Raw genomic sequence first — 24278 nt, 5'->3', positions numbered from 1 at the left:
GCACTGTGAATAACAGCACAACCTGCCCTGTCTGGATCCAGTCGGGAGTATGAGCCGGGAGTACAAGGACAGTGTCTAAAAAGCAGCGTGTGTTGACATGTTGGGTGGGTGGGAATGATCTCAAAGCTCCGGGCGGAGGAGAAGTCGGTCCAATTTTATCCACCCTGCGGGCGGCCTCCTTTGATCGCCTAGAACTGCTTTGCTCATACCCGGCCGAGCGTGTAGAACCCTATCTCGAATGGCTTAGGTCGACTGTCGAGATAGCCATTGAGCCACGCTACGAGTCATTGAGTTCCCCGGTTCATTTCGGAGAAATCTACAAGGCAGCGCAAGCACATCTGGAGCAGTTGTCTTCATCTCGGGCGGATCTTTCGATACTGATCAGTCCCGGGACACCAGCCATGCAGGCTGTCTGGATTCTGCTCGGCAAGACACGGTACCCCGCCACTTTCTATCAGTCCTCGCTAGAACAGGGTGTGCAGAAGGTTGATGTGCCATTCGAGATTGCTGCGGAGTATGTGCCGGCTGCTAATACCATCAGTGGTGACAAGCTGCTAGAGCTCGCTGATGGCCATGCCCCAGTCAACGCGGCTTTCGACAGCATCATCACGCAAAGCGAGCGCATTCTCACGCTCAAGTCTCAAGCACAAATTCTGGCGCAAAAGCAGGTGCCAGTCCTGATCTATGGAGAGACAGGCACCGGTAAGGAATTGTTCGCTAGAGCGATTCACAATGCCAGTCCTCGCTCTACTGAGCCATTCATCGCGGTTAACTGCGGGGCGATCCCCCCAGAGCTGATCGACTCCACGTTGTTTGGTCACCGCAAAGGTGCTTTTACTGGTTCGGTCGAGAATCGAGTCGGTGTTTTCCAGCAAGCTCATGGGGGAACTCTCTTTTTGGATGAGTTCGGTGAGCTCACGTTAGACGCACAGATTCGCCTGCTGCGGGTGCTGCAAGAGGGTGTGGTAACTCCGGTGGGAGCTAGTCAGGAAATCAAGGTGGATGTGCGTCTGATCACTGCTACCCATCGCAACCTGATGCAGGCCGTGGCGGACGGGCGCTTCAGGGAAGACCTTTTCTTCCGCGTAGCCGTAGGTGTCTTGCATCTACCACCGCTTCGTGAGCGTGAGGGAGATCTGCTGTTGCTGGCGGATTCCCTGTTGAAGGAAATCACGGCTCAGGATAACTCCCTTAAGGGTAAGAAAATTTCCATCGATGCAAAAAATCTTATTCTTCGCCACCCTTGGCGAGGCAATGTCCGGGAATTGCAATCCACCTTGTTGCGGGCAGCTCTCTGGTGTTCAGGCAGCGTGATAGGCGCGGCTGACGTCGAGCAGGCGTTGTTTCAGCTGCCTCAGGATAAGCAAAGTTTAATGTCCCTTGATGTATCTCAAGGTATTGATTTGCAAGAGGTAATTTCTAGCGTGGCTGATCATTACCTTCGCCAGGCACTTAAGATTACAGGCAACAACAAAACCCGGGCGGCGGGCCTGCTAGGTCTCAAAAGCCAGCAGACGCTGAGCAACTGGATGAGCAAGTACGGCATCGACTAAAAATTTGGCACGGTCCTCGCTATAGGATCGATATGGACAGAATAGCCTTTATGAAATCAGTCAATTTCGAATTCCTCCGCTCCGGCAATGAGTTGCTGGCGAATCTCGCTGGCCTAGCCGAGGCGGTACTGCACATTGATCCGGGCAGTGCACTGACTCGTCTGCGCAGCTTCGCAGAGGAATTTACCAAATCCGTCTATAAGGAAGAGTTGCTGCCGCGTATGCCACAGTCAACCTTCTACGACTTGGTGAAAAACTCGGTCTTCACGGACTGTGTCAGCAGGCCTCTTGTACACCAGATCAATTTTCTGCGTGTCCAGGGCAACGACACTGCCCATGGTGCTGAAGGTAATTTGCGTAATGCCCAGCAGGCGCTGAAAACTGCCCATCAGCTAGCTATGTACATGGCTATCAAATACTACGGAGTTGCCCAGGCTGCGATCCCTGAGTTCGCCGATGTACAGGATCCAACTGCGGCGTTGGTTAGTTTGCAGAAGACTGTCTTCAGCTATGAAAAGGAGCTGAATCAGCAGCAGGAAGAGCTCCAGCGTGTGATGGACAAGCTTGAGCAAGAGCGTATTCGCAATCTCGACAAGCTTGATCCTCCAGCCAAGCACGACCAGCAGAAGCGTCTGCATCAGAGTCAGCAGGTATCTGACAGCCTGCAATGGAGCGAGTCGAAGACTCGCAAGCTCATGATCGACCTCATGCTGCGCCAAGCCGGCTGGGATGTGAGTGATTCCGCGCAGGTTGGGCAGGAAGTCGAAGTCGATTTTCCTGACAACGCCAGTGGCAAGGGCCGTGCGGATTATGTGCTGTGGGGTGATAACGGCCAGCCGTTGGCGGTGATCGAAGCCAAGAAGACCGGCAACGTCAGCCTGCACGCCGGTCGCGAGCAGGCGCGCATGTACGCTGATGGTTTCGAGCGCATGGGCATGCAGAGGCCGGTGATCTTTTGCAGCAACGGCTACGAAACCTTCATCTGGGATGACGCGCAGTACAACACCTACCGCCCGGTGTACGGCCTCTATAGTAAGAGCAGCCTCGAGTACCTGGCGTACCAGCGCCAGTATCGTATCGCCAAGCTGGAGCAGCACAACCCTGACTTGAGCATCGCCGACCGCCCATATCAGATCGAGGCCATCAAGACCGTTGCCGCCCATTTTCAAAAGCAGCGGCGCAAAGCGCTTATCATTCAGGCCACCGGTACCGGCAAGACCCGTGTGGCCATTGCCCTGGCTGAGCTGCTGCTTCGCACCGGCTGGGCCAAGCGAGTATTGTTTCTATGCGACCGCAAAGAGCTGCGCGTTCAGGCTGACGATGCATTCAAGCAGAACTTGCCTAGCGAGCCGCGCTGCGTCATCGGTGAAACGAGCAAGGTGGATCAGACAGCGCGAATTTTCATCGCCACCTATCCGGGGATGATGAACCGCTTCGCTCAGCTCGATGTGGGCTTTTTCGATCTGATCATTGCCGACGAGAGTCACCGCAGTATCTACAACAGATATCGCGATATCTTCGACTACTTTGATGCGCTGCAAGTTGGCCTCACTGCCACACCGGTCAAATTCATCAGCCGCAACACGTTCGACATCTTTGACTGCGAGACCACCGACCCTACGTTTGAGTTTGGTCTGGATGCCGCCATCAACAACGAGCCGCCTTATCTGGTGCCGTTTCGCGTCAAGGATTTAACCACCGATTTTCTGCGTGATGGCATTCATTACAGAGACCTGAGTGACGAACAAAAGGCCCAGCTTGAGGAAGATCTCGGCGAAGAGGAGGCCCAGCGCACGACCATCGCCGGCAAGGACATTGGCCGCAAGATCTTCAGTGAAGACACCGATCGCATCATTCTGGAAAACCTGATCGACAACGGCATCAAGGATGAAACCGGCTCTCTGGTAGGCAAGACAATCATCTTCGCTCAGCGCCAGGATCACGCCGAGCATCTCGAAAAGCTCTTCTGCAAACTCTATCCGCAGTATGGGACCAAGGTTTGCAAGGTTATCCACAATGGCATCGCCCATGTCGGCACGTTGGTCAAGGAGTTCAAAAAGCCGGATAACGATTTCCGAATAGCCATTTCGGTCGACATGCTGGACACCGGTATCGACGTGCCGGAGGTGGTCAATCTTGTGTTCGCCAAGCCGGTAAAGTCCTGGGTCAAATTCTGGCAGATGATTGGTCGAGGCACCCGCCTGCGTCTCAATCTGTTCGGTCGGGGCAAAGACAAGCAAGAGTTTCTGATCTTCGATCACTATGGCAACTTCGACTTCTTCGAGCAGGAGTACCAGGAGCCGGAAGACACTGGTAGTAAGTCCCTACTGCAAACTACCTTCGAGGCTCGGCTGGAACTGGCCCAGGCCGCGCTGACACTGAACCATGCTGAAGCTTTCGATGCCGCCATTGACTTGCTGCGCGCCGACATCAATGACCTTCCGGAAACCAGCGTGGCGGTCAAGCGCGAGCTGCGCAACGTGCACCAGTTGCAGCAGACCGATCTGCTGAAACGGTTCGAGGCCAATACTCAGCACCTCTTGAGCAACACCATCGCCCCGCTAATGTCCGCTCGGATATTGCACGACAAACACGCAACCGCACTGGACAAGCTGGTCGCCAACATCGAACGCTGCCTGGTGGAACAGGCAAGTTGTTTCGAGGACGGCAAAATCACGCTGCTGACCGAGCTGGACAGGCTCGCGGTGAATATTCAGGCCGTGCGCCAGAAGGATGAGATTCTCGCCGAGGTGCGCAGTGCCGCTTTCTGGCTCCAACCGAGCATAGGCAAGCTGGAAAACGCCCGCAAGGAACTGCGCGGCATCATGAAGTATCGGCAGGCAGGTAGCTCCTTAACTTACGGGATCGGCACCACTAAGGCCAAGGATGACAACGTCGTGGCTGAGGAGCGTCGAGTCGTGATCGCTGGAGCCAACGAGGCGATGCTTTATCGCGGTCGACTCAAAAAAATCCTCACAGATATGCTCGCCGCCAATCCGATTCTGCAAAAAATCCACAAAGGCGAGCCCATCGCGGAGCCAGAACTGAAAACTTTGACCTCGACCATTCTCACCAGCCATCCAGGGGTAAGCCTGAATGTGCTGAATGAGTTCTATGGCCGTACCGCAGAGCAGCTGCACGTCACGATTCGCGAGATGATCGGACAAGATGCTCAGGCCATCGAAGAGCATTTCAAGAAATTCCTTCACAGCCACCCAACCCTTACTGCTCAGCAAGTGAGCTTTATGAACCTGCTGAAGAACTACATCGCCCAGCACGGCAGCATCGTCATCGAAAAACTCTACGACGTGCCGTTCAACAGCATCTCCCATGAGGGAATCGACGGCGTTTTCAAGCCAACGGACATTGATCAGTTAGTCGCAGTGCTCAAACCCTTTCTTCGCGAGAACAACTCGCCATCTGGTGTTCAGGAGTGACCATGCAAGCCAGTCAATGGACTACGGACATCATTGTTATCAGTACAGTGCTCGCAGTGGCTTCAGCGCTGCTAGGTTACTTCGCAGCAGCGTTGCGCCAGGGAAGGCAACTGAGCCAACTGACAGCCCAGCTTGAGCAGTCGCACACCGCTCAGGCATCGGTAATCGCAGAGAAGGCTGCTCTCACTGAGCAGCTCAAGGTGGCAGAGGGGCGCGGCCACGAGTTGCAAGTTGCAGAAAGCAAGTTGAACGCGCAATTACAGTCCGCCATCGAAAACGTGACGCGGCTGAACACGGAGCAACAGCAGAGCCGGGACGTCATTGCTGCTGTGCAGCTGAAGCTAGAAGATGCAAGTCGGCAGCATCATGAAGCCGCTAAGCGCCTGGATACTGTCCAGGCTGAGGGGCGGGCATTCCAGGAGCGGGTCACCGATCTGCGTGATCGTCTGGAAAAAGCGCAGACTTCCAACGACCAGTTGCAGGCAGACCGTGACCGCCTCAAGGATGAGCTGGCCAACGAGGGTAAGCGGGCCAAGTCTCTGGAGACTTCCGAGCGTGATGTACGTGAGCAGTTGAGCGAAGCCAAGCAGGCGTTGACTGAGCGGGCGCAGGTACTCAATGCATTGCAGGAGCGTTTCGGCGGACTGTCGTCCGAGCACACTGAACTTAAAACCACTTTGCAAAAGCGCGAAGAGCACTTCCAGGAGCAAATGCTTCAGTTGGCTGATACCCGAAAATCGCTGACTCAGGAATTCGAAAATCTGGCTAACAAGATCTTTGAGGAAAAAGGCAAGACCTTCACCCAGACCAGCCAGACCAGCATTGACGGCATGCTCAAACCCTTCCGTGATCAGATCGAGGGCTTTCAGAAGCGCATCAACGATGTTCACGATGCTTCTCTGCAAGGCAACACCAGCTTAAATGCTGAGATCAAGAAGGTACTGGATATTGGGCTGAAGATGAGCAGCGAGGCCAACAACCTGACCTCGGCCCTCAAGGGTGATTCTCAGCAACGTGGCGCGTGGGGCGAAGCACAATTGCGTCGCACCCTGGAAATGAGCGGGCTGGTCGAGGAGGCGCACTACGAAGTGCAGAGCGCGTTCAAGGATTCTGAAGGCCGGAGCAAGCAGACGGACTACCTGATCAAGATCCCAGACGGCAAGCACATGATCATCGACAGCAAAGTTTCGCTGGTCGCATATGATCGCGCTGTTTCCGCCAACACGCCGGAGGAGTATCAGTTGGCAATGGTGGAGCATGTGAAGTCTGTGCGCAGACACATCGACGACTTGGCGTCCAAGGATTACACCAACCTGATTGGTATGCGTAGCCCAAGCTTTGTGCTGATGTTCATGCCCATCGAGCCAGCTTATATCGAGGCCATGAAGCACAATAAGGATCTGTTTGAGTACGGCTACAAGAAGGGTATCGTGCTGGTCTCACACACCACGCTGATCCCGATTCTGCGTACCGTCTCCAACCTATGGATGCTTGAACGCAGCAATGCCGATGCGCGTGAGATCAGTGAAAAGGCCGGGGAAATTTACAACCAAGTCTGCATTGTTGCCGAGCGCCTCAGCAAATTGGGCGGTAGCCTCAACACCGCCAGTAATCATTACAACAACACCGTAAAAGCCTTGGCAGGTCAGCAGGGCCTCTACGGCAAAGTAGAGCGCTTCGACAAACTATCCGCAAAGGTCAGCAAGACTCTGCCGCAGCTCGAGCCAGTACACATGGATTTCGAGGCGGAGCGCCTGTCCCTGATCGTCGAAGCCATCGAAGAAACTCCCGCGTCAAACGAGCTATTGCCCGCTGGCGCACATGATCCTTTTGCTGGCGAATTGTCCGCTCAGCAGTGATTCCGAATTCTGATAAAGAGAAGTAGCAAAACATGCTTACTGGCAAAATCCGCAATGATATCGACAAGCTCTGGGAAAAGTTCTGGACTGGCGGTATCACCAACCCGCTGACCGTGATCGAACAGATCAGCTACCTGATGTTCGCGCGCATGCTCGACATGCAGGAAGACGTGGCCGAGCGTAAGGCCAACCGTACCGGTAAATCTTTTGATCGTCTGTTCCCCAATACGCCGGAAGGCCAGTTGCTGCGTTGGAAGAATTTCCACCACCTCAGTGGCAAGGAGTTGCACAAGCATCTCAAGCAGAACGTCTATCCCTATTTCGCCAAACTGGGCAAGAAGTCCGATGCGGCGGACGGCCTGGGCGAGGAAGGCAGTGCGCTGGAAGGCCTGGGCCATATCGGCGAGTACATGCAGGACGCTGATCTGGAGATCAAAAACGAGTCGGTACTGACCTCCGCTGTGGAGATGGTCAACGACTTGCCTCTGACCCAGAGCGACGTCAAGGGTGACATCTACGAATACCTGCTGAGCAAGCTCACAACCGCCGGCATCAACGGCCAGTTCCGCACGCCGCGGCACATTATCGATGCGATGATCGAACTGATCGCGCCGCAGCCCACCGATGTGATTTGCGACCCGTCCTGCGGCACCGCAGGCTTCCTGGCTCGGACCATGGAATACCTCAACAAAGTGCATTCCAGTGATGCCGGCATCTTCAAGGATGAGGACGGCAATCCGCACTACAGTGGCGACCTGCTTGAGCCGTATCGCGACCATATCAACAAGCACATGTTCTGGGGCTTCGACTTCGACACCACCATGCTGCGGGTGTCCAGCATGAACATGATGCTGCACGGGGTGAATGGCGCGAATATTCGCTATCAGGACTCCCTGAGCAAATCCATCAAAGAGTACTACCCGCGTCAGGAGCAGGACTTCTTCGATGTAGTGCTCGCCAATCCGCCGTTCAAAGGCACGCTTGACGAAAGCAACACCAACCCCGACGTGCTGGGCCTGGTGAAAACCAAGAAGACCGAGCTGCTGTTTGTCGCCCATATCCTGCGCTCGCTCAAGCTTGGCGGCCGTGCAGCGGTGATCGTCCCGGATGGCGTACTCTTCGGCTCCAGTAAGGCCCACCAGCAATTGCGCCAGGAGTTGCTCGACAACAACCAGCTCGAAGGCATCGTCAGCCTGCCCAGCGGCGTGTTCAAACCCTACGCCGGTGTCAGCACTGCCATCCTCATCTTCACCAAGGGCGGCACCACCGAACGCGTATGGTTCTACGACCTACAGGCCGATGGCTATTCGCTCGATGACAAACGCACCGAGCTAAAAGGCGAAGGCGGTAACGATCTGCCTGATGCTATCGCCCAGTGGCACAAATATCGTCAGATGGTCGAAGGCAATGTCAGCGCTAACACCATCAACACCTTGTTCGGCGACAAGCGCAAGAAGGCGTTTGTCGTGCTTGCAGAGGACGTCGCTGCCAATAAGTACGACCTCTCCATTAACCGCTACAGAGAGGCGGAGTACCAGCAGGAGCAGTACGAAGACCCGAAGGTGATTCTGAAACGGCTTAAAGGCCTGGAAGAGGAAATTTTGGCGGATCTGGATGCGTTGGAGGGGATGCTATGAGTTGGCCGCGGGTAAAACTAGGTGAGCTTTGTAGTGTCGTCACTAAAGGCACTACGCCTACATCTGTAGGGCTTAGTTTTTCTGAACGGGGCATACCGTTCCTGCGTGTCCAGAATATAAGTAACAATAATGTGTCGTTGGACGATGCTCTATATATCGATCATTCTTCGCATGACACTCTTGGGCGGTCAAAAATCAGGCCAGGGGATTTTTTACTTACCATTGCGGGGACGATTGGTCGCACGGCTATAGTTCCAAAAAATTTTCCAGAAAGTAATTGTAATCAAGCGGTGGCAATACTCCGATTAGACGAAGATAAGCTGTGGCCTAAATTTTTGCTACATTGGCTCTCAACCGATGATGCTATTGGTCAAATTAGTGGGCGAAAGGTCACGGCAACAATCTCAAATCTAAGCTTGGGTCAGATTAGGGAGCTAGAGGTTCCGCTGCCTCCTCTACCCGAACAAAAGCGCATTGCCGCCATCCTCGACCAGGCTGATGCCATCCGTGGCAAACGCCAGCAAGCCATCCAGCTTGCCGACGATTTCCTCCGTGCCGTGTTTCTCGAAATGTTCGGGGACCCAGTGACCAACCCGATGGGATGGAAGCTATTACCGTTTTCAACGGTCGGTACTCTTGATAGAGGGAAGTCAAGGCATAGGCCAAGAAATGATCCCGCTCTTTTGGAAGGTCCTCATCCGCTGATTCAAACTGGGGAGGTGGCGAATTCTAGAGGTTACATAAAAGAGTACTCCGCAACATATTCTGATCTTGGATTGGCCCAGAGCAAGAAATGGGACGTGGGAACGCTATGCATTACAATCGCTGCCAACATCGCTAAAACCGGCATTCTCACATTCCCAGCTTGCTTTCCAGATAGTGTGGTTGGTTTTATACCAAATGAAAATGTGACAGTGGAGTTCGTTCAACACTGGCTTGGTTTTTTGCAGAAGAACTTAGAAGCAAATGCACCTCAAGCTGCGCAAAAAAATATTAATCTTGAAATTTTGAGAGGGCTTCTGATTCCTGTTCCTCCTATAGTAGAGCAGAAAAAGTTTAGCGCAGTAGTAACTAGTATTCTTGCTGTCGAAGGAAAGATAGCTTCTTCTAGCTGTGAGTTAAGAAGCGCATTTGATGCACTCTGTCAGAAGGCTTTTTCTGGCCGCTTGTAAATAAGGAGATCTCGATGCGGCTCAAGTTCGTAAAGCTCCCCCACTCTCGCAGGGAGTTGGTTGATGGCATTTGATTTGAGCAACACACTGGTGGTTGGTATCTCCGCTACCGCTTTGTTCGACATGAGCGAGTCCGACCAGATGTTCAAGGCCGCTCTGGAGGACGATCCGGAACGTGTGATTGACCACTATCGCCGTTTCATGCAGGAGCATGAGGACGAGCCGCTGGAGCCAGGTACCGGTTACCATCTGGTCAAAGCGCTGCTCGATCTCAACCGGCATATGGAAAGTGGCGACCTATCCCCGCTGGTCGAAGTAGTCGTGATGTCGCGCAACAGCCCTGACACGGGTATTCGCGTACTCAAGACCATTCGCCGCGATCAGCTGGCGATCACACGTTCAGCCTTCACCGGCGGCGAGTCGGTGGCTGATTACATGGATGCCTTCGATGTCGATCTGTTTCTCACCACTAACGTGGACGACGCGCAAAAGGTGATCGATTCCCGGCAATGCGCCGCTGCAATTCTTAAGGCGCCTCCAGCCAACGCCCCAAAAATCCCTAAAGGGCAGGTACGAATCGCCTTTGACGGTGACGCAGTGCTGTTTTCCGATGCCAGTGAGCTGGTCTACAAAACCCAAGGGCTGGATGCCTTTCAGGCGCAGGAAGATGCACTGCAGCACACGCCCATGGAAGAGGGACCCTATGCCAGCCTGCTCATAAAACTGGCCAAGTTGCAGGAGCGTTTACCCACCGGTGGCAAGGATTCACCGATCAGAATCGCCATTGTCACCGCTCGAAACTCCCCGTCGGAAATGCGCGTGATCAACACTCTGCGAGCCTGGGGCGTATACGTTGATGAAGCCTTCTTCCTCGGCGGCGTAGGCAAGCCCAAAGTGCTCACGGCCTTCAACCCGCATATTTTCTTCGACGACCAGGACGTCCACTTGGAAGCTGCGGCAAATCTGGTACCCTCGGGCAAAGTGCCATACTTAACGAGACCCAATATCGACTCAGGTGTTGTCAGCTCGGTGGAGTGAAAGGAATCAGTAGTGGATAGCGATAATCGGCTCTACAAACTCGCCGTAACCCCCACAGGTCGTCGGCTGTGGACATATATGGCCGCCATCCTCGAGGCCACTGAGATGGACCAGGGGAAACCTTTTCCATTGAAGCGTTTCATGGTGAATTTTCAGACTCATCTGGATGGTGGCCGAATCGAAATCAGACCTGACGGGTACCGGTTGACTCGCATTGGACAAGAGTATTTTCAAGCCCGTTATCAGGCCGGAAACCCCCAGCGAATTGAGCGGGCCGCAGTCGAGCAGATGATCAGATCTATTCGCTCTGGGGTCGGAGAAGGCGAGTGGATTGGACTGACTTGATCGTTGATTCGCTGTGCGTAGTCGAAAACGCTGATGATCTGAATTTCTCAATCTGACCAAGTCGCCCAACAAGGATGTTGTTCATGTCTTCACAAAAGTATTCCGTCAATCAGCAGCTGATCCTGAGAGATCGCCATTCCGGAAATTCAGCGCCCTCCCCTATGGGATGCCTTCAAGGTGCGTGGCCAAATGGACAGCCTGGATCATGCTTCCCACTCGGTTACATCATCGGTGCGGTCGACATGCCTACTCGTGTGATCGTGACATGGCGCACTATGGCTCGATCACCCGCTTGGATGACCTCAAACCAACATGGCCTTCAACTGCCCCCAGCCCGAGCTATTCGAAGTCTTCCTGGTCGAACGCCGTCGGCTAATGGCCCAGAAAATTAAGCAATATTACTGGGGTGTGAGAGCCCACGGCAGGGTTGTCGCGGCCTGTCGGCGTGTACAGGGGTAAAGCGAGCTGCAAGTTTCGACGCCTCTGTTAGGTCGTGGCTCAATCAAGGAAGTAGCTCATGCCTCAATCTGTATTCAAATTCTCTAGCTGGCTCGGTACATTTCTTCTACGCCGAGGTGTTCAGGCACCTGACTATCGCGGCTTGTACGCCTATCACTGCAGTCATGAAGAGTACCTAGACCTGTTGCAACAGCTCAGGGATTTAGAAACCTTCGACAAGGCAGTAAATGACACAGCTGCCAGCGCCTGTTTGGTTCTTTTCTGCTCAGAATGGTACCGGCGTGAGTACCAGCGCGATCATGGCTGGAGCTGGGAACCGATATGGAAGACGCTGGGGTTCAGTCTATCGCCGGGCGATCTCGGCAAAACGATTCCAAAAGGGTTGGAGCACTACTGGAAGCGGCCGATGCACTTCTACGAGTCTGAGCGTAGGGATTTTCTCGGCTCATTGTTCAGTGAGGGCGGGCTGCCTTTTCAAGTACTACGTGAAGGTGGAAGCCGTTTTCACGCATTGTTCGACCGAATCCTCAAGCAGTATGACCAGTGGCATATTCTGGGCTATAGCACGGCACAGCAAGTAGAGCAGCAGTTGGAGAAGGCGAACTTACCGAAGGTATTTGCCTCGCAGACTTCGGTGGAGCTGATTGCGCATATGGCCGATCAGCTGGTGTCCTTGGTGCGCGACTATGGCTTGGTGCAGGCAGCCGAGCCTGTTGCTCGCTTGGATACCATGAATCCGAAATGGCGTGAGCTGTTCCCACTACCGCTGGATAACCAAACCGGCAGTGAGTTGCTTAACGGGCTGCTGAATACCGCCACGGTAGAGGATGGAAAACGTCGCAAAGAATCTGGCGGTTGGGCCTGTCGACACTTTTTGCACGAAGCAGAACCCAATGTGCTAAAGGTGCAGGTATCGCTGCCGGCAGAAGTGGTTTTCCAATTAGCTATACAACCGTCTACCACTCGTTTCGAACTTACGATTTTGGAAGGCGGTGAGGCTGTTGCTCGACTTGGCCCCGGTTATGCTGTTGTAGACAAGGGTGCCGCCCGGATTAGGTTGCGGCAGCGTGAGGTAATGGGGCGCCGTGGTGATTGCTCTCTGTCACTGAGCTTGGTGGCTATGGCGGGGGGCATGGTTATCGCTTCATTACCCATTGAGAATAGCACCGTAGCGCTAGGAGAGGTTCCTGTGGGCTTTGAACCGGTGAATGACCGCTGGCAGCTATGTGGTCAGGCATCATTCGATAGCCTCAGTGAAGAACTATTGCTTGTGCTACCGCCCGACAGCGCATTGGGCCAGGTAGACGCCCCGGGCGATGTCAGCATCACCGAGATATCTTCGGTACTAGCTCTGCGTGCATTCAAAGTACAGGGTAAAGCGGAGTTCAAAGTTGATTGCGAAGGGCTTTACAGAATTCGCACAGGACACTCAGCTGGTTCGGGCCTCGGACTGGAGCTGGCGGGTAGCCAGTTAGGCTGGGCTACAAAACCCGCACTTACTTTTTTAGGTCTGCCCAAGGTGCAATGGCCTGGAGCTACAGGTGAGCTGCAAACACAAGGTGGCGATCTTTTCGTTGGCGGCAAGCAACCCGGTAGCAGCTTATTACAGGAAATGCTTGGCGCCCAATATGTAGCAGTTCGCAACCGCAGTGGCGACACGTTGTTGCGTCGTAAGATCGGTATCCTACCGGCTGACTTCCGTCTTGAATTGCGCAGTGGCGAAAGGCCTGGTCAGGGCAGCATTCTAGTGCATACCCAGCAGCGTTGCTTGTTGAGAATAGTAGGCGACGGTCTTCACACTCAGCAGATCAAGCGGGAGGATCATGTCGAGCTAAAACTCTCGACAGAGGGTTTGCCGCCGGTCAGGATCCGTCTTTCAGTCACGCCCAGCCTATTGTCAGATCCAGTTGAGATTGAGCTGCCCTTCCCCAACTCGGGCTGTCTGGCGATTGATGGTAGAGGTAAGCAACTCAAGCGTGATATCAGTGTTGATGATCTGCTAGGCGCGCGTATTTATTTGTTTGGTCGCCACGGCGCGCCTACCAAGTTCGGGCTTGAGTTGACTCTCAAGGGGAATACCGCAAAGAATGCTTCTTACAGTTGGTCTTATACGGCTACTGAAAAGCCTGTAGATATCAGCCTGTTTAACATTCGTGAGCAGATTGTTGATCTGCTTTCATTGCAGTCTGGCATCGATCAGGTCGTGGAATTGCGGGTGTTTGGTAACGGCCAAGACGCCAATTTCCGAGTTCGCAAGTACGCAACGGAGATGGTGCTGGATCGTGATCGTCAGGTGCTTCGCGCCTCCAATCTTCAGGATGGCAATACCGCCTTACCTGAGCCGATTTTGATGTTGCTGCATGAGCCGATGCGCGGTGCCGTTCACCTCGGTTCGCGTTTTAGCGAAGGTGTTCCCACCGGCGAGTTTGAGCTACCGGGATTGGTTGAAAGAAACGGTCCTTGGCTTTTGTTGCCCAGGCAAGGATCACCCGTGTCATTCAGGCCCCTGTTTATTGCCGGTGGTTGGGAGCCTGTACCGCAAAGCGACGACGCCCACAGTTTGCAGAAAGCTGTTTTGACCTTTGATCATGCTTCTCCCGTCAGCTCCTTTGCGCCTGTTCTAGATTCCATGTCAGTGAACCCCATGCACAGCGGATGGCAATTTTTTAGAGCGCTGTATGACGGCTACGGTTATCTTCCTTTAGCGACGTTTGAGGCTTGGAGAGCGCTCGTGGGACACCCCCGTGCGTTGTCGATGGCGCTGTTCAAGTTTGAAATGGAACCGAAGTTTCTTAGTAGAATTGAGTCCGAGTTCCCCATTTTCTGGGAGTTTCTCCCCGTCACTGAAATTCATCTAGCTGCCAAGCGTTTCGGCGCTTTTCTTAAGGTTAAGGGCGTTGCTGATGAAGCCGTATCTGCATTGGTTGGCAGAATGTTCGCCAGATTAGGGGAGGCCTTCCCAACCTATGGGGAGAGTGTGCAGCGATATCTTTCAGGAAAACCTGTGGGGCCGGAAATCCACATGGATCTCAAAACATTCAGGGCTGTAATTCACGGCTGGTATATCCAATTGATGCGAGATCGGAGTGACGCCACTTGGCCTAAATATGGTGGCAAGAGGTTGGAGCGCTGGCACAACAAACAGAGTGATTCGGTAATTTCTTTTCGGCTAGAAATGGATTACCGAAATGCTGTGGTCTACCTGCCTGTTTTCGCTGCTGCTATCGCTAGTGGTGAAGCACAGTTTTCCGATGTTTTCGAGGATAGTGTCGAGGCGATATTTTTCCTTCGGCAGGTTCGCGATTTTGATTCGAGTTGGTTTAACAGCATTTACCAATATTGTCTGTTGAACAATGTCATGGGTATGCATAAGGCGGCACCAGTCAATGGATAAGTATTTCTCTTCGCTTGTCGAGCAGGCGCTGTCCCGCACCACAGAATCAACCTTAAGTGTTTTGAGCATTACAGATCCGGGCTTGCGTGAGCACCTTGGAGGGCTCATGCGAGCCGAGTGTGGCAAGGAGGGCTCATTCCTGGCCCCGCCCTTGTTTGAGCAGACCTTCGGCTGGGAGGAGTCGCCTTTTACGATGGCGCAGTTGGCGGCTCAAAAGCAGCTACTTAGCAAAGAGATCGTGGCGTCGCTTGATGGTAAAGCCAACGGGCGCTACCGCTTTGGATCGACTTGGAGGCCGTTCACGCACCAATTGGCCAGTTGGCACTCCCTGCTGGAAAAGAAGCACTCAGTAGTGGTCACCAGCGGTACTGGCTCGGGTAAGACCGAGTGCTTTATGGTTCCGGTACTCGATGATCTCTACCGGGAGTACCGCGATATCGGCAGCAAGCCGCTTGTGGGTGTTCGAGCACTCTTTCTCTATCCGCTTAATGCTCTGATCAACTCGCAGCGTGAGCGTCTGAATGCCTGGACACAGAGCTTTGGTTCCGGGATACGTTATTGCTTATATAACGGCAATACCGAGGAGTTGCAGGCCAAAAAACGCACCGAGCAGATTGAACGGCCCAACGAAATTCTGTCGCGAGAGCTGATGCGTGAGCAGCCAGCCCCGATCCTGGTTACCAACGGCACCATGCTTGAATACATGATGGTCCGTCAGGTCGATGCACCTATAGTGCGCAAATCGAGAGAGCAGAAGTCGCTCCGCTGGATTGTCCTAGATGAAGCTCACACCTATGTAGGATCGCAGGCTGCTGAGCTGGCGCTACAGTTACGACGCGTGATGACAGCCTTCGGTGTCATGCCTAAGGATGTCCGCTTTGTTGCGACCTCAGCAACTATCGCCGGCGATGACGCTGCCGAGCAACTGAAACAGTTCCTCTCTGATCTGTCAGGGGTTCCGGTCACTCAGATTGACGTCTGGGGTGGTAAGCGGGTCATTCCTGAGCTTGCATCGTGCCGGCAGAAACCGGTTACTTTGCAGCAGCTCGAGTCTATGCCAGCTGCAAACCAAGAGGATCCGGAGATTCACCCCGACCGTTATGAAGCGCTTGTGCATTCGCCCATAGCTCATGAATTGAGAAACGTTCTGGTGAGCGCTCCCAAACCGTTGAAGCTGACCGAGATGGCCAGCCATATGAGTCGACATCAGGGGCAGTCGTTAACACAGGATGAGATTTTGCGCTGGTTGGATCTGTGCTCTGGCACTCGCCCCAATGAGTCTGAGCCTGCGTTCTTGAAACTGCGGGCCCACTTCTTCCAGCGCACCACCCACGGTCTTTGGGCTTGCTTCGATAAGTACTGTTCAGCCAAACATGGTACGCCGCTACAGGAGAAGTGGCCCTTTGGTTATGTCTATGTGAACCAGCGACAAGCGTGCTCCTGTGGCAGCCCTGTTTTCGAGTTGGTTTTCTGCAATGACTGCAATGAGCCCCATCTACTGGCGCGAGATCATGGCGGAAAGCTAATCCAGTGGGAGAGTTCAGCTGGGGATGAGTTTTCGCTCCAAGCTGAAGCCTCGGTTGAGGAAGATGCAGATAGTCCTGGTGGGAACCTGCTAACCAACACTCCTTTGGTGCTCGGTACTGTTAACAGTGACGGCCCGTCGTATATCCCTGTCGAGTTCGATAAGCATGCAGGGTCTTTTATGGGTGTCTCCGGCGAGCGTGTGCCGCTGCGCATGAACGACCTCGATGTGGTTTGTAGCCGGAAAGACTGCAGCTACAGCGGATATCAAGGTGCTTTCCCGTTCCGTCGTGCGATGTTGGGCGGCCCTTTTTATGTAGCGAACGCTGTACCGACGGTTCTTGAGTATTGCCAAGACTATCAAGATGACGAGCAAAAACCGGAGTTTGGCCCGCAGTCTTTGCCAGGGCGAGGACGGAGACTGATTACCTTTACAGATAGCCGCCAAGGTACGGCGCGTATGGCAGTGCGTATGCAGCAAGAGGCCGAGCGCAGCAGGTTGCGTGGGCTCGTTGTAGAGATTTTGAACTGGCATCAGAAAAGCCACAGCAATGCCCAGACACTATCAAGTAGTGTTGGACCAGAGGTTCTGCAGCAACTAATTGCTAAAGCAAAGGAAGATGTGACGCTATACCGCAGCCTAGGTATCAAGGAGGAGGTCAGGGTTGCTGAGGACAAGGTAGCGCGCTTTACGGCGCTGCTTGCTGCGGCCACTGGGTTAAAGGTTCGGCCGGAGCTTGTGTCCTTGGCTTGGTCAGAGCTTGTGAATGAGCTAAAACAACGGGCCGATCTTCAAGAGAAAGGCCCTATGCTGCTTGCGAACAAGTATCAGAAGCCGGAGATATTTAAAGAGACGGATGGACCACAAAAGCTGGCTGAGATGCTGCTTTTCCGTGAGTTCATGCGCAGGCCTAAGCGCCAAAACAGTTTGGAAACTCAAGGGCTGGTGAAGGTCAGTTATCTTGGGTTAGAAAAAATTCAAGAAGCCCCAGCCTATTGGGAGCAGAAGGGCCTGAGGCCGGACGATTGGCGCGACTTCTTGAAGGTCGCGCTGGACTTTTATGTGCGCGAAAACAGCTTCATCCAAATGACTGAGGAGTGGAAAGACTGGATTGGTAGCCGTTTCTCTTCCAAAACTTTGCGCAACCCCGAATCTAAAGAAGCTGACGATAATCGAGTGAAACGCTGGCCGCAAATTCGTAACGGCAACCACTCACACCGCTTGGCTAAGCTACTACTGTTGGGGGCAGGTCTGAATCCCTCAAGCTCATCTGATGTTGACTTGGTCAACGCCTGGTTACGAGACGCCTGGCTACAGTTAACCAGGCCTGGCGCGGCGTTGAAGTCTGATGAGAATCGGTACTATTTGCCCAGAGAGCACATGCTTTTTTTGTTGGTTGATCGAGCATTTGTTTGTCCAATTACTAACAAGCTGCTTGATACAACCTTCAAGGGATTTACGCCTTACCTACCTGCGCACATGGACTTTTCGAAGCTTACAGATGAAAAGCGTAAAAGTTTTGTTTGCGAGCAGGTTGAGCTACCCAGTATTTGGGAGTTTGATCGTTCGCAGGAAGACTATGCGCCGGGCCTGGCGAAAATCAGGACCCAGGTTGCGGCAGATGCTCCCATCAACGAATTGCGTACGCGGAATCTTTGGACAGATATCAATGACAGGGCAGTTGAAGGCGGCTTTTATTACCGCACTGCTGAGCACTCGGCGCAGCAGTCTTCCGAGCGCCTCGGCTCCTATGAAGACATGTTCAAAAAGGGGCAGATCAACGTCCTGAATTGTTCCACTACCATGGAGATGGGTGTAGACATTGGCGGCATCTCCGCTGTGGTGATGAACAACGTGCCGCCACATCCGGCTAATTATCTTCAGCGTGCAGGTCGGGCAGGCCGCAGCAAAGAGTCCAGAGCACTGGCTTATACACTTTGCAAAAATAATCCGCATGACCAGCAGGTTTTTGCCAACCCTAGCTGGCCATTTGAAACAAAAATCCCTGCGCCCGCGGTAGCGCTAAACTCCGCACGTCTTGTACAGCGGCATGTGAATTCAATGGTGCTGTCTGACTTCCTCTGCAATGTCGTTGGCCCGACTCAAACTGAGAAGACCAGTCTCAACGCTCAGTGGTTCTATGACGATACGAAAGGCGGCTCGCAGTGCGACCGCTTTCTTGAACGTTTGGGGCTCGCTGTTTGCGACATGGATGAGGCGCTTTCGCTATTGGTCAAGGGAACCGCCTTGGCAGGGATAACGCCTGATCAGCTGCGCAGGCGCTCAATGGATCAGTTAAAGGCGTTACAAGGCCGCTGGTTGGGGAGTTACCGCTATCTGCTTTCAGAAGAGCAGCAGGCAAAACCTAACAGCCCTTACCTCAAGCGTCTTCAGGTCGAGAAAGCACGCCATTGCAATGAGTACCTGTTGCGTGACCTTTCTGCTCGCACCTTCCTACCGGGCTATGGGTTTCCTACTGATGTAGTCAACTTCGATAACTTCACTATTGAGGATTATATCCGTGAGGGAGGAGCCGAGAGGAAGGTAAAGCGCGACCGTGAGGATAATGTGTCCCGGTATAAGGGACTTCCTTCTCGCAACCTGGCGATTGCCATACGAGAGTATGCGCCGGGAGCCGAGATTGTATTGGACGGACGAGTCTTTAAATCAGCTGGTGTTTCTTTGCATTGGCACAATCTAAACGCTGATACCAATGAAGCTCAGAGGATGGATATCGCTTGGCGTTGTGACGTCTGCGGCGAGCTCGGCTATGAGGAGGGCTTGGTCAAAAGTGATGAGCTGACGTGTACCAACGATGAGTGCCTCGCCATCATTAAGTCGGCAAATATCCGCAAGGTGCTGCAGCCATCTGGTTTTATTACAGATGCATATCAGTCTGCGTCGAACGATATCCAGCATCAAAAATTTGTACCCGTCGAAACTGCATGGGTCTTTGTGAGGGCTGCGAAAACCCCGCTACCGAATCCGGCGGTGGGAGCAATGGCCTATGGCACGGAAGGCCAGGTTTTTCATCACAGTTCCGGCGAGAACGGTGCTGGTTTTGCACTATGCATGAGTTGCGGTCGCGCGGCATCAATGCTGTCAGCAGATGAGTTCCCGCAAAGCCTGTCCCCATCCGGCGAACACTTTCCACCCCGGCCTAGCAAAGCTGATAAAGACCAGAACAACAAAAGGCTGCCTTGCCAAGGCAGCGGTAGTATCGTTCCCAATGTCAGCTTGGGTGTTACCTCCTTTACTGACGTGTTCGAGTTGATGCTGCACCATCCAGTAAGTGGAGAGTACATCGCAGATAACGACCAAGGGCGTTGTATCGCAATGACTTTGGCTGTGGCCATGCGTTCAGCTCTTGCCGAGATACTAGGGGTTTCTGCCTCTGAACTTGGTTATGCAACCCGACCAAGCAAGCTGGAAAACGGCCAGCCCATCAGAATTCTGCAGCTTTATGACGTGATCAGTGGTGGTGCAGGCTTCGCCTCGAGCGCTCCCTTGCATGTCGAAAATCTGCTGAGCAGGATGGTTAAAACTCTGCACTGCGATCATTGCGAGAGCGGTTGCAGTGAATGCCTATTGGACTCTCAGACCCGGCATGATCATGACAAGCTGGATCGAAAACTGGCCAAGGACTGGTTGGGCGATGACTTCGCCCACTACGTCGGCCTTTCCATTGAAGACAAGCTGTCCTTGCCAGATGGAAAATATGCGCCTGGCAGTATCGAAAGCGTTTTGCGTCGCTTGATCAATGAAGGCGTGGAGAAAGTTACGCTGGTAGCTGCAGGAGATCCGAATGAATGGGATCTACTTGCCCCGCAATTCCGTAAGGCAATCCAGCGTTATTTGAATATTGATGAAGTGGCCGTCGAGCTTCTTGTGCCGAATGGCATAACCGATGAAGATCTTTTGCAGGATCTGCAGCGCCTTTCTCTACTTGGTGTAAGTGTCGGCTGCTACTCGTCTGATTACAAAAATCATTTCCTCGTACAGGCAAGCAGGGCGGGCGAGATAATTACGCTTGCCTCGCGCTCAGAACTGGCAGCTGTGCCAGGTCGTTGGTGGCATCAGAGTGATGCGCTGGTGGTGGTTTCACGGTCTCAACCTGCAATCAGTTGGAATGCATTTGACCTTACAAGAGCTGGGAGTAAGCCCGCCGGCAGTAGCCTAATCATAGACTTACCGATTCACCAAGAACTCAACGGTCCTTTACTGACATTTGGCGATCGCTTCTGGTCGCTTCTCGCTGAGAACGCGCAAATTGCGGACGTGCTGGAAACTGCAACCATCTGCAGAATCCGGTACTCGGATCGATATATCCAAAACCCATCCGTAATCGCGATTCTGGGTACTTTGTTCAAGTTTCTTAAAGGGCGTATTGCTGATGATGCCGAGCTTCAGGTTTCTACGTTGTTCAAGCTCGGAAAGCTGCAAGGCCGCAAGGCTTTTGATGATTGGTCCAGAAAAGACGACTTCGAATTCTTCGTCAGTAAATGGTTATCGGCGATGGCCGGTCAGACCGTAAATCTCGTGCTTGAGACCTCAAACCGTGATATCCCCCATCGGCGCCGACTTGATTTGGAATTTGAAGATGGCAGAAGCCTAACGGTGAGGTTCGACCAAGGAATTGCCTATTGGCAGGTTCGTTTTCGCTCTCATGCAGACATGTGGTTTGACTTTGATCTCGAGGCCCGTGATCAAGTGATGCACATGGCTAAAGTGGTTGAAACAGCTCAGGTGCAGAACTCAGAGCAGAAGTGGTCGACGGATGTGCTTGTGGAGCTCAACGGTTAACTCCCGAGGGGCCTCCTTCTTGCACCATTCTCGTGCGCTCGTAGCCGGAGATTCAGCTCCGGCCCGAGTGCATCGTGGCGCTCGGATGCCCATAAAATGTTCTGCGGAGAGGCGTCAGCGCTGACGGAGAATGATCAATAAGTTACTAAATAATAAATAAATTTACTTCCATTCCGGTGTTTCAATGCAGTGGAATGAACACAAGCATTTGAAATTTATATGTTTTATGTTTTTGGCATGAAATGCGCTTAGCGATGAATATCTCCTATTAGTCAACAGGGAAAGTGCCAATGTCAGAACTTAAGAAATTCCAGGTCCAAACTGCTCGCCCGCTGCCGATCATCGTATTGGCTGATACCAGCGGCAGCATGGCGGTAGACGGCAAGATTGAAGCCCTGAACAGAGGGCTCAAGGACATGATCGCCGGCTTCTCCAGCGAGAGCCGTCTTCGCGCAGAGATCCAAGTTAGTGTGATCACTTTTGGTGGTAGCCAGGCTGAGTTGAATTTGCCGCTGACACCGGCTCATCAGTTACAGAGCTTCACACCATTGGTGGCAGAGGGTATGACTCCGTTGGGTGGAGCCCTGTCACTGGCCAGTCAAATGATCGAAGACTCTACCCGCGTCTATACACCGGTTGTCGTATTGGTATCCGATGGCTATCCCAATGATGATTGGGAAGTGCCTTTTGCTCGCCTGATCAATGGCGAGCGCTCCTCTAAAGCCACTCGCTTTGCCATGGCCATTGGCGCCGATGCGGATGAGCAGATGCTCCGTGACTTCGCCAACGACCCCGAAGCACCATTGTTTCGTGCCGAGAATGCTCGAGACATTCACCGCTTCTTCCGGGCGGTGAGCATGAGTGTCAGCGCCCGCAGCCAGTCGGCTACGCCTAATCAATCAACGCCCTTACTGATACCAAGCGCCGACGACCAAGACTGGGAGTTCTGATGCGTCTGCTGGGAGGCGGGGCATCGGTGCGAGGTCCGGCGCATCAGCTGGACGGTACTCCTAACCAAGATGCCCTGTGCGTCAGCGGTGTACGCAGCGGTTGGTGTATTGCCGTGGCAGATGGGTTGGGCAGTCGTCCACTTAGCCATTTGGGTTCTCGAAAAGTCGTTCAGCTTTTCAGGCAAATAGCGCGTCAGAGACAAGGCGTGCCGCATGGCACGGTAGCCTCGGCCTTGCGCGATGCTTGGCTTACCCACTTTGGTGATCGTTACAGGGCCTATGAAACAACATGCCTCTGGGCTCAGGTAGATGCTTCTGGGAGAGGTGTGGTTGGTCAGGTTGGTGATGGTTTGCTGCTTGTTAGAAGCCTGGGCGTATTCAAGGTGCTGACTAGCCCGCGTCTGGGCTTCAGCAATCAGACCACTACCTTGGCGCAAGCGGATTCTAAGGAAAGCTACAGCGCCGATCTCGAGCTAAGTCAGCCAGGCGACGGGGTGGTGCTGATGACAGATGGTATATCGGATGACCTGATCCCTGAGCAACTCGAGCCATTTTTCGATGCGATCTATCAGCGTCAGTTGCGCAGCAGCAGGCGTGGTATGCGCCAGTGGCTGACTCGAGAGCTGCACGGATGGTCCACGCCACGTCATGGCGATGACAAGACTATCGCTGGAATATTCTTAACGGATTGATGCAGATGACCGCTACTACGACAGTGCAGCAGAAGCGCATGGTGCAAGATAACAAAGGCTCAGTATACGAGCTGAGGGACGAATTGAGCCGAGGCGGACAGGGAATTGTTTATCGGACACAGTACCCGCAGGTTCTGATCAAGGGTTTTACGAAGAAGGATGAGCAAGCGCGCCTTCGCTGGCAGCAACATATCGCCTGGCTGGTGAATCAGGATCTCGGCGGACTGAAACTCGCCAGACCGCTGGCGCTTCTAGCAGCTCCACGCTTTGGCTATGTCATGGAACTGATGGATGGGTTGGTGCCATTGCAAAGTCTGCTCGATAGCTTCGTAAATGCCGAAGAGGGTGCGCCTGCCGATTATCTGAGGCAGGGTGGTTTGCGGCGGCGCATTCGTATTCTGAGCCAGTTGGCCAGAACACTGAATCAACTTCATACGCGTGGCATGCTTTATGGCGATCTATCCCCGAGCAACATTTTCGTGTCGGATGACCCTGAACATGCAGAGACCTGGCTGATCGATTGCGACAACATCAGCCTGGATGCACATAGCGGTCTGACCGTGCACACAGCCGACTACGGGGCGCCTGAGGTGGTGCGCGGAGATGCGCTTCTGTCCAGCCTGACCGATAGCTGGAGCTTCGCCGTCATCGCCTATCAGCTGCTTACCCACAATCACCCTTTCAAGGGCGAGCTGGTCTGTGATGGGGAGCCCGAGGAAGAGGAAGCCGCGCTACGTGGTGAGCGTCCTTGGGTTAACGATATGCAGGACGATGCCAATCAGAGCTTTGCCAATCTGCCCTTTCAGTTACTTGAGCACAGCAAGCTGCCTGCACTTTTCAGCTGCTGCTTCGAACAGGGACTTCATAGCCCTAGCGAACGTCCGAGTATGGCTGAGTGGCTGGAGGCTCTGGTTGAGATTGATGAGCGCACCTACTGCTGCACGGGCTGCGGCAGCACCAGCTTGCTGCCAGTGGATGTGGATTCTGTCGACGACGTTTCATGCTTTTTCTGCGATGAGCCTGCGGACACTCGCTTTGTGCTTTTTGAGGAGTTCATTGCTTTGCCTGCTGAGTCGCAAGCTTCCTCTGATACACCTGCCCCGATGATCGCAACGGGCCGGAAGGTCTGGCTGCAGCCGGGGGGCGAGGTGGAGCTCAAACGGCTGCTACCAACTTTCAGCTATGACCAATGGCCTGCCGACCACATCCGTATCGAGTATGGCGAGAAGGGGCTGGGTATTCACCCTCTGCCGCAGTGCAAGCTGTATATCCAACGCGGGGCGGCGACGAAGCCACTGGAGCGTTATCAAGGCCTCAAGGAAAGTCTGCGCGGACAGCATGCAGAGCCTTACCAGATCCATGTCGGCGAACTGGACCAATCCCATGTCATTTGGCAGTTCAGGTGGTGATCGCG

General features: G+C 53.6%; 12 protein-coding genes. All 12 read left to right on the top strand.

Annotation, left to right across the window (positions count from 1 at the left end; genetic code table 11):
* Window positions 1–71 precede the first annotated feature (71 nt).
* Window positions 72–1553, top strand: a complete 1482-nt coding sequence (locus TU76_RS18510) for a sigma-54-dependent transcriptional regulator (protein WP_048352292.1) — start codon at window positions 72–74, stop codon at window positions 1551–1553.
* 50 nt (window positions 1554–1603) lie between these two features.
* Entirely contained in the window at window positions 1604–4990 is a 3387-nt protein-coding gene (locus TU76_RS18505; RefSeq protein ID WP_048352291.1) for a type I restriction endonuclease subunit R, read from the top strand.
* Between the two features lie 2 nt (window positions 4991–4992).
* Window positions 4993–6849, top strand: a complete 1857-nt coding sequence (locus tag TU76_RS18500) for a DNA recombination protein RmuC (protein ID WP_048352290.1) — start codon at window positions 4993–4995, stop codon at window positions 6847–6849.
* A 32-nt stretch (window positions 6850–6881) separates the two neighbouring features.
* Entirely contained in the window at window positions 6882–8486 is a 1605-nt protein-coding gene (locus TU76_RS18495) for a type I restriction-modification system subunit M (protein WP_048352289.1), read from the top strand.
* A complete protein-coding gene (locus TU76_RS24470; RefSeq protein WP_048352288.1) occupies window positions 8483–9658 on the top strand; it encodes a restriction endonuclease subunit S in 1176 nt (391 codons plus the stop codon). Before TU76_RS18495 ends, TU76_RS24470 begins: the two co-directional genes overlap by 4 nt.
* Before the next feature lie 63 nt (window positions 9659–9721).
* Window positions 9722–10696, top strand: coding sequence for a 5'-nucleotidase (locus TU76_RS18485; protein WP_048352287.1), 975 nt, complete (start codon window positions 9722–9724; stop codon window positions 10694–10696).
* A gap of 12 nt (window positions 10697–10708) precedes the next feature.
* The gene (locus TU76_RS18480) at window positions 10709–11041 is read left to right on the top strand and encodes a hypothetical protein (RefSeq protein ID WP_048352286.1); all 333 of its coding nucleotides are present in this window, start codon (window positions 10709–10711) and stop codon (window positions 11039–11041) included.
* A gap of 517 nt (window positions 11042–11558) precedes the next feature.
* Complete coding sequence (locus TU76_RS18475; protein WP_048352285.1) at window positions 11559–14894, top strand: STY4851/ECs_5259 family protein; 3336 nt, start codon at window positions 11559–11561, stop codon at window positions 14892–14894.
* Window positions 14887–21222 carry a DEAD/DEAH box helicase gene (locus TU76_RS18470; protein ID WP_048352284.1) on the top strand — a complete coding sequence of 2112 codons (6336 nt, stop codon included), beginning with the start codon at window positions 14887–14889 and terminating at the stop codon, window positions 21220–21222. Before TU76_RS18475 ends, TU76_RS18470 begins: the two co-directional genes overlap by 8 nt.
* 290 nt (window positions 21223–21512) lie before the next feature.
* A complete protein-coding gene (locus TU76_RS18465; protein ID WP_048352283.1) occupies window positions 21513–22172 on the top strand; it encodes a vWA domain-containing protein in 660 nt (219 codons plus the stop codon).
* Window positions 22172–22864: a PP2C family serine/threonine-protein phosphatase gene (locus tag TU76_RS18460; protein WP_048352282.1), complete on the top strand. Its 693-nt coding sequence runs from the start codon at window positions 22172–22174 to the stop codon at window positions 22862–22864. The genes TU76_RS18465 and TU76_RS18460 overlap by 1 nt, the downstream gene beginning before the upstream one ends.
* A 5-nt stretch (window positions 22865–22869) precedes the next feature.
* Window positions 22870–24273 carry a protein kinase domain-containing protein gene (locus TU76_RS18455; RefSeq protein WP_048352297.1) on the top strand — a complete coding sequence of 468 codons (1404 nt, stop codon included), beginning with the start codon at window positions 22870–22872 and terminating at the stop codon, window positions 24271–24273.
* The last annotated feature ends 5 nt before the right edge of the window (window positions 24274–24278 follow it).

The organism is Pseudomonas psychrophila (genome assembly GCF_001043005.1).
GTDB classification, from domain to species: Bacteria; Pseudomonadota; Gammaproteobacteria; order Pseudomonadales; family Pseudomonadaceae; genus Aquipseudomonas; species Aquipseudomonas psychrophila.
This window is presented reverse-complemented; position numbering and strand designations above follow the sequence as displayed.

What these genes read in the sequence shown, in the direction of transcription:
- TU76_RS18505 (WP_048352291.1), top strand. Translation starts at nt 1,604, where the DNA reads ATGAAATCAGTCAATTTCGAATTCCTCCGCTCCGGCAATGAGTTGCTG.
- TU76_RS18500 (WP_048352290.1), top strand. Translation starts at nt 4,993, where the DNA reads ATGCAAGCCAGTCAATGGACTACGGACATCATTGTTATCAGTACAGTG.
- TU76_RS18495 (WP_048352289.1), top strand. Translation starts at nt 6,882, where the DNA reads ATGCTTACTGGCAAAATCCGCAATGATATCGACAAGCTCTGGGAAAAG.
- TU76_RS24470 (WP_048352288.1), top strand. Translation starts at nt 8,483, where the DNA reads ATGAGTTGGCCGCGGGTAAAACTAGGTGAGCTTTGTAGTGTCGTCACT.
- TU76_RS18485 (WP_048352287.1), top strand. Translation starts at nt 9,722, where the DNA reads ATGGCATTTGATTTGAGCAACACACTGGTGGTTGGTATCTCCGCTACC.
- TU76_RS18475 (WP_048352285.1), top strand. Translation starts at nt 11,559, where the DNA reads ATGCCTCAATCTGTATTCAAATTCTCTAGCTGGCTCGGTACATTTCTT.
- TU76_RS18470 (WP_048352284.1), top strand. Translation starts at nt 14,887, where the DNA reads ATGGATAAGTATTTCTCTTCGCTTGTCGAGCAGGCGCTGTCCCGCACC.
- TU76_RS18465 (WP_048352283.1), top strand. Translation starts at nt 21,513, where the DNA reads ATGTCAGAACTTAAGAAATTCCAGGTCCAAACTGCTCGCCCGCTGCCG.
- TU76_RS18460 (WP_048352282.1), top strand. Translation starts at nt 22,172, where the DNA reads ATGCGTCTGCTGGGAGGCGGGGCATCGGTGCGAGGTCCGGCGCATCAG.
- TU76_RS18455 (WP_048352297.1), top strand. Translation starts at nt 22,870, where the DNA reads ATGACCGCTACTACGACAGTGCAGCAGAAGCGCATGGTGCAAGATAAC.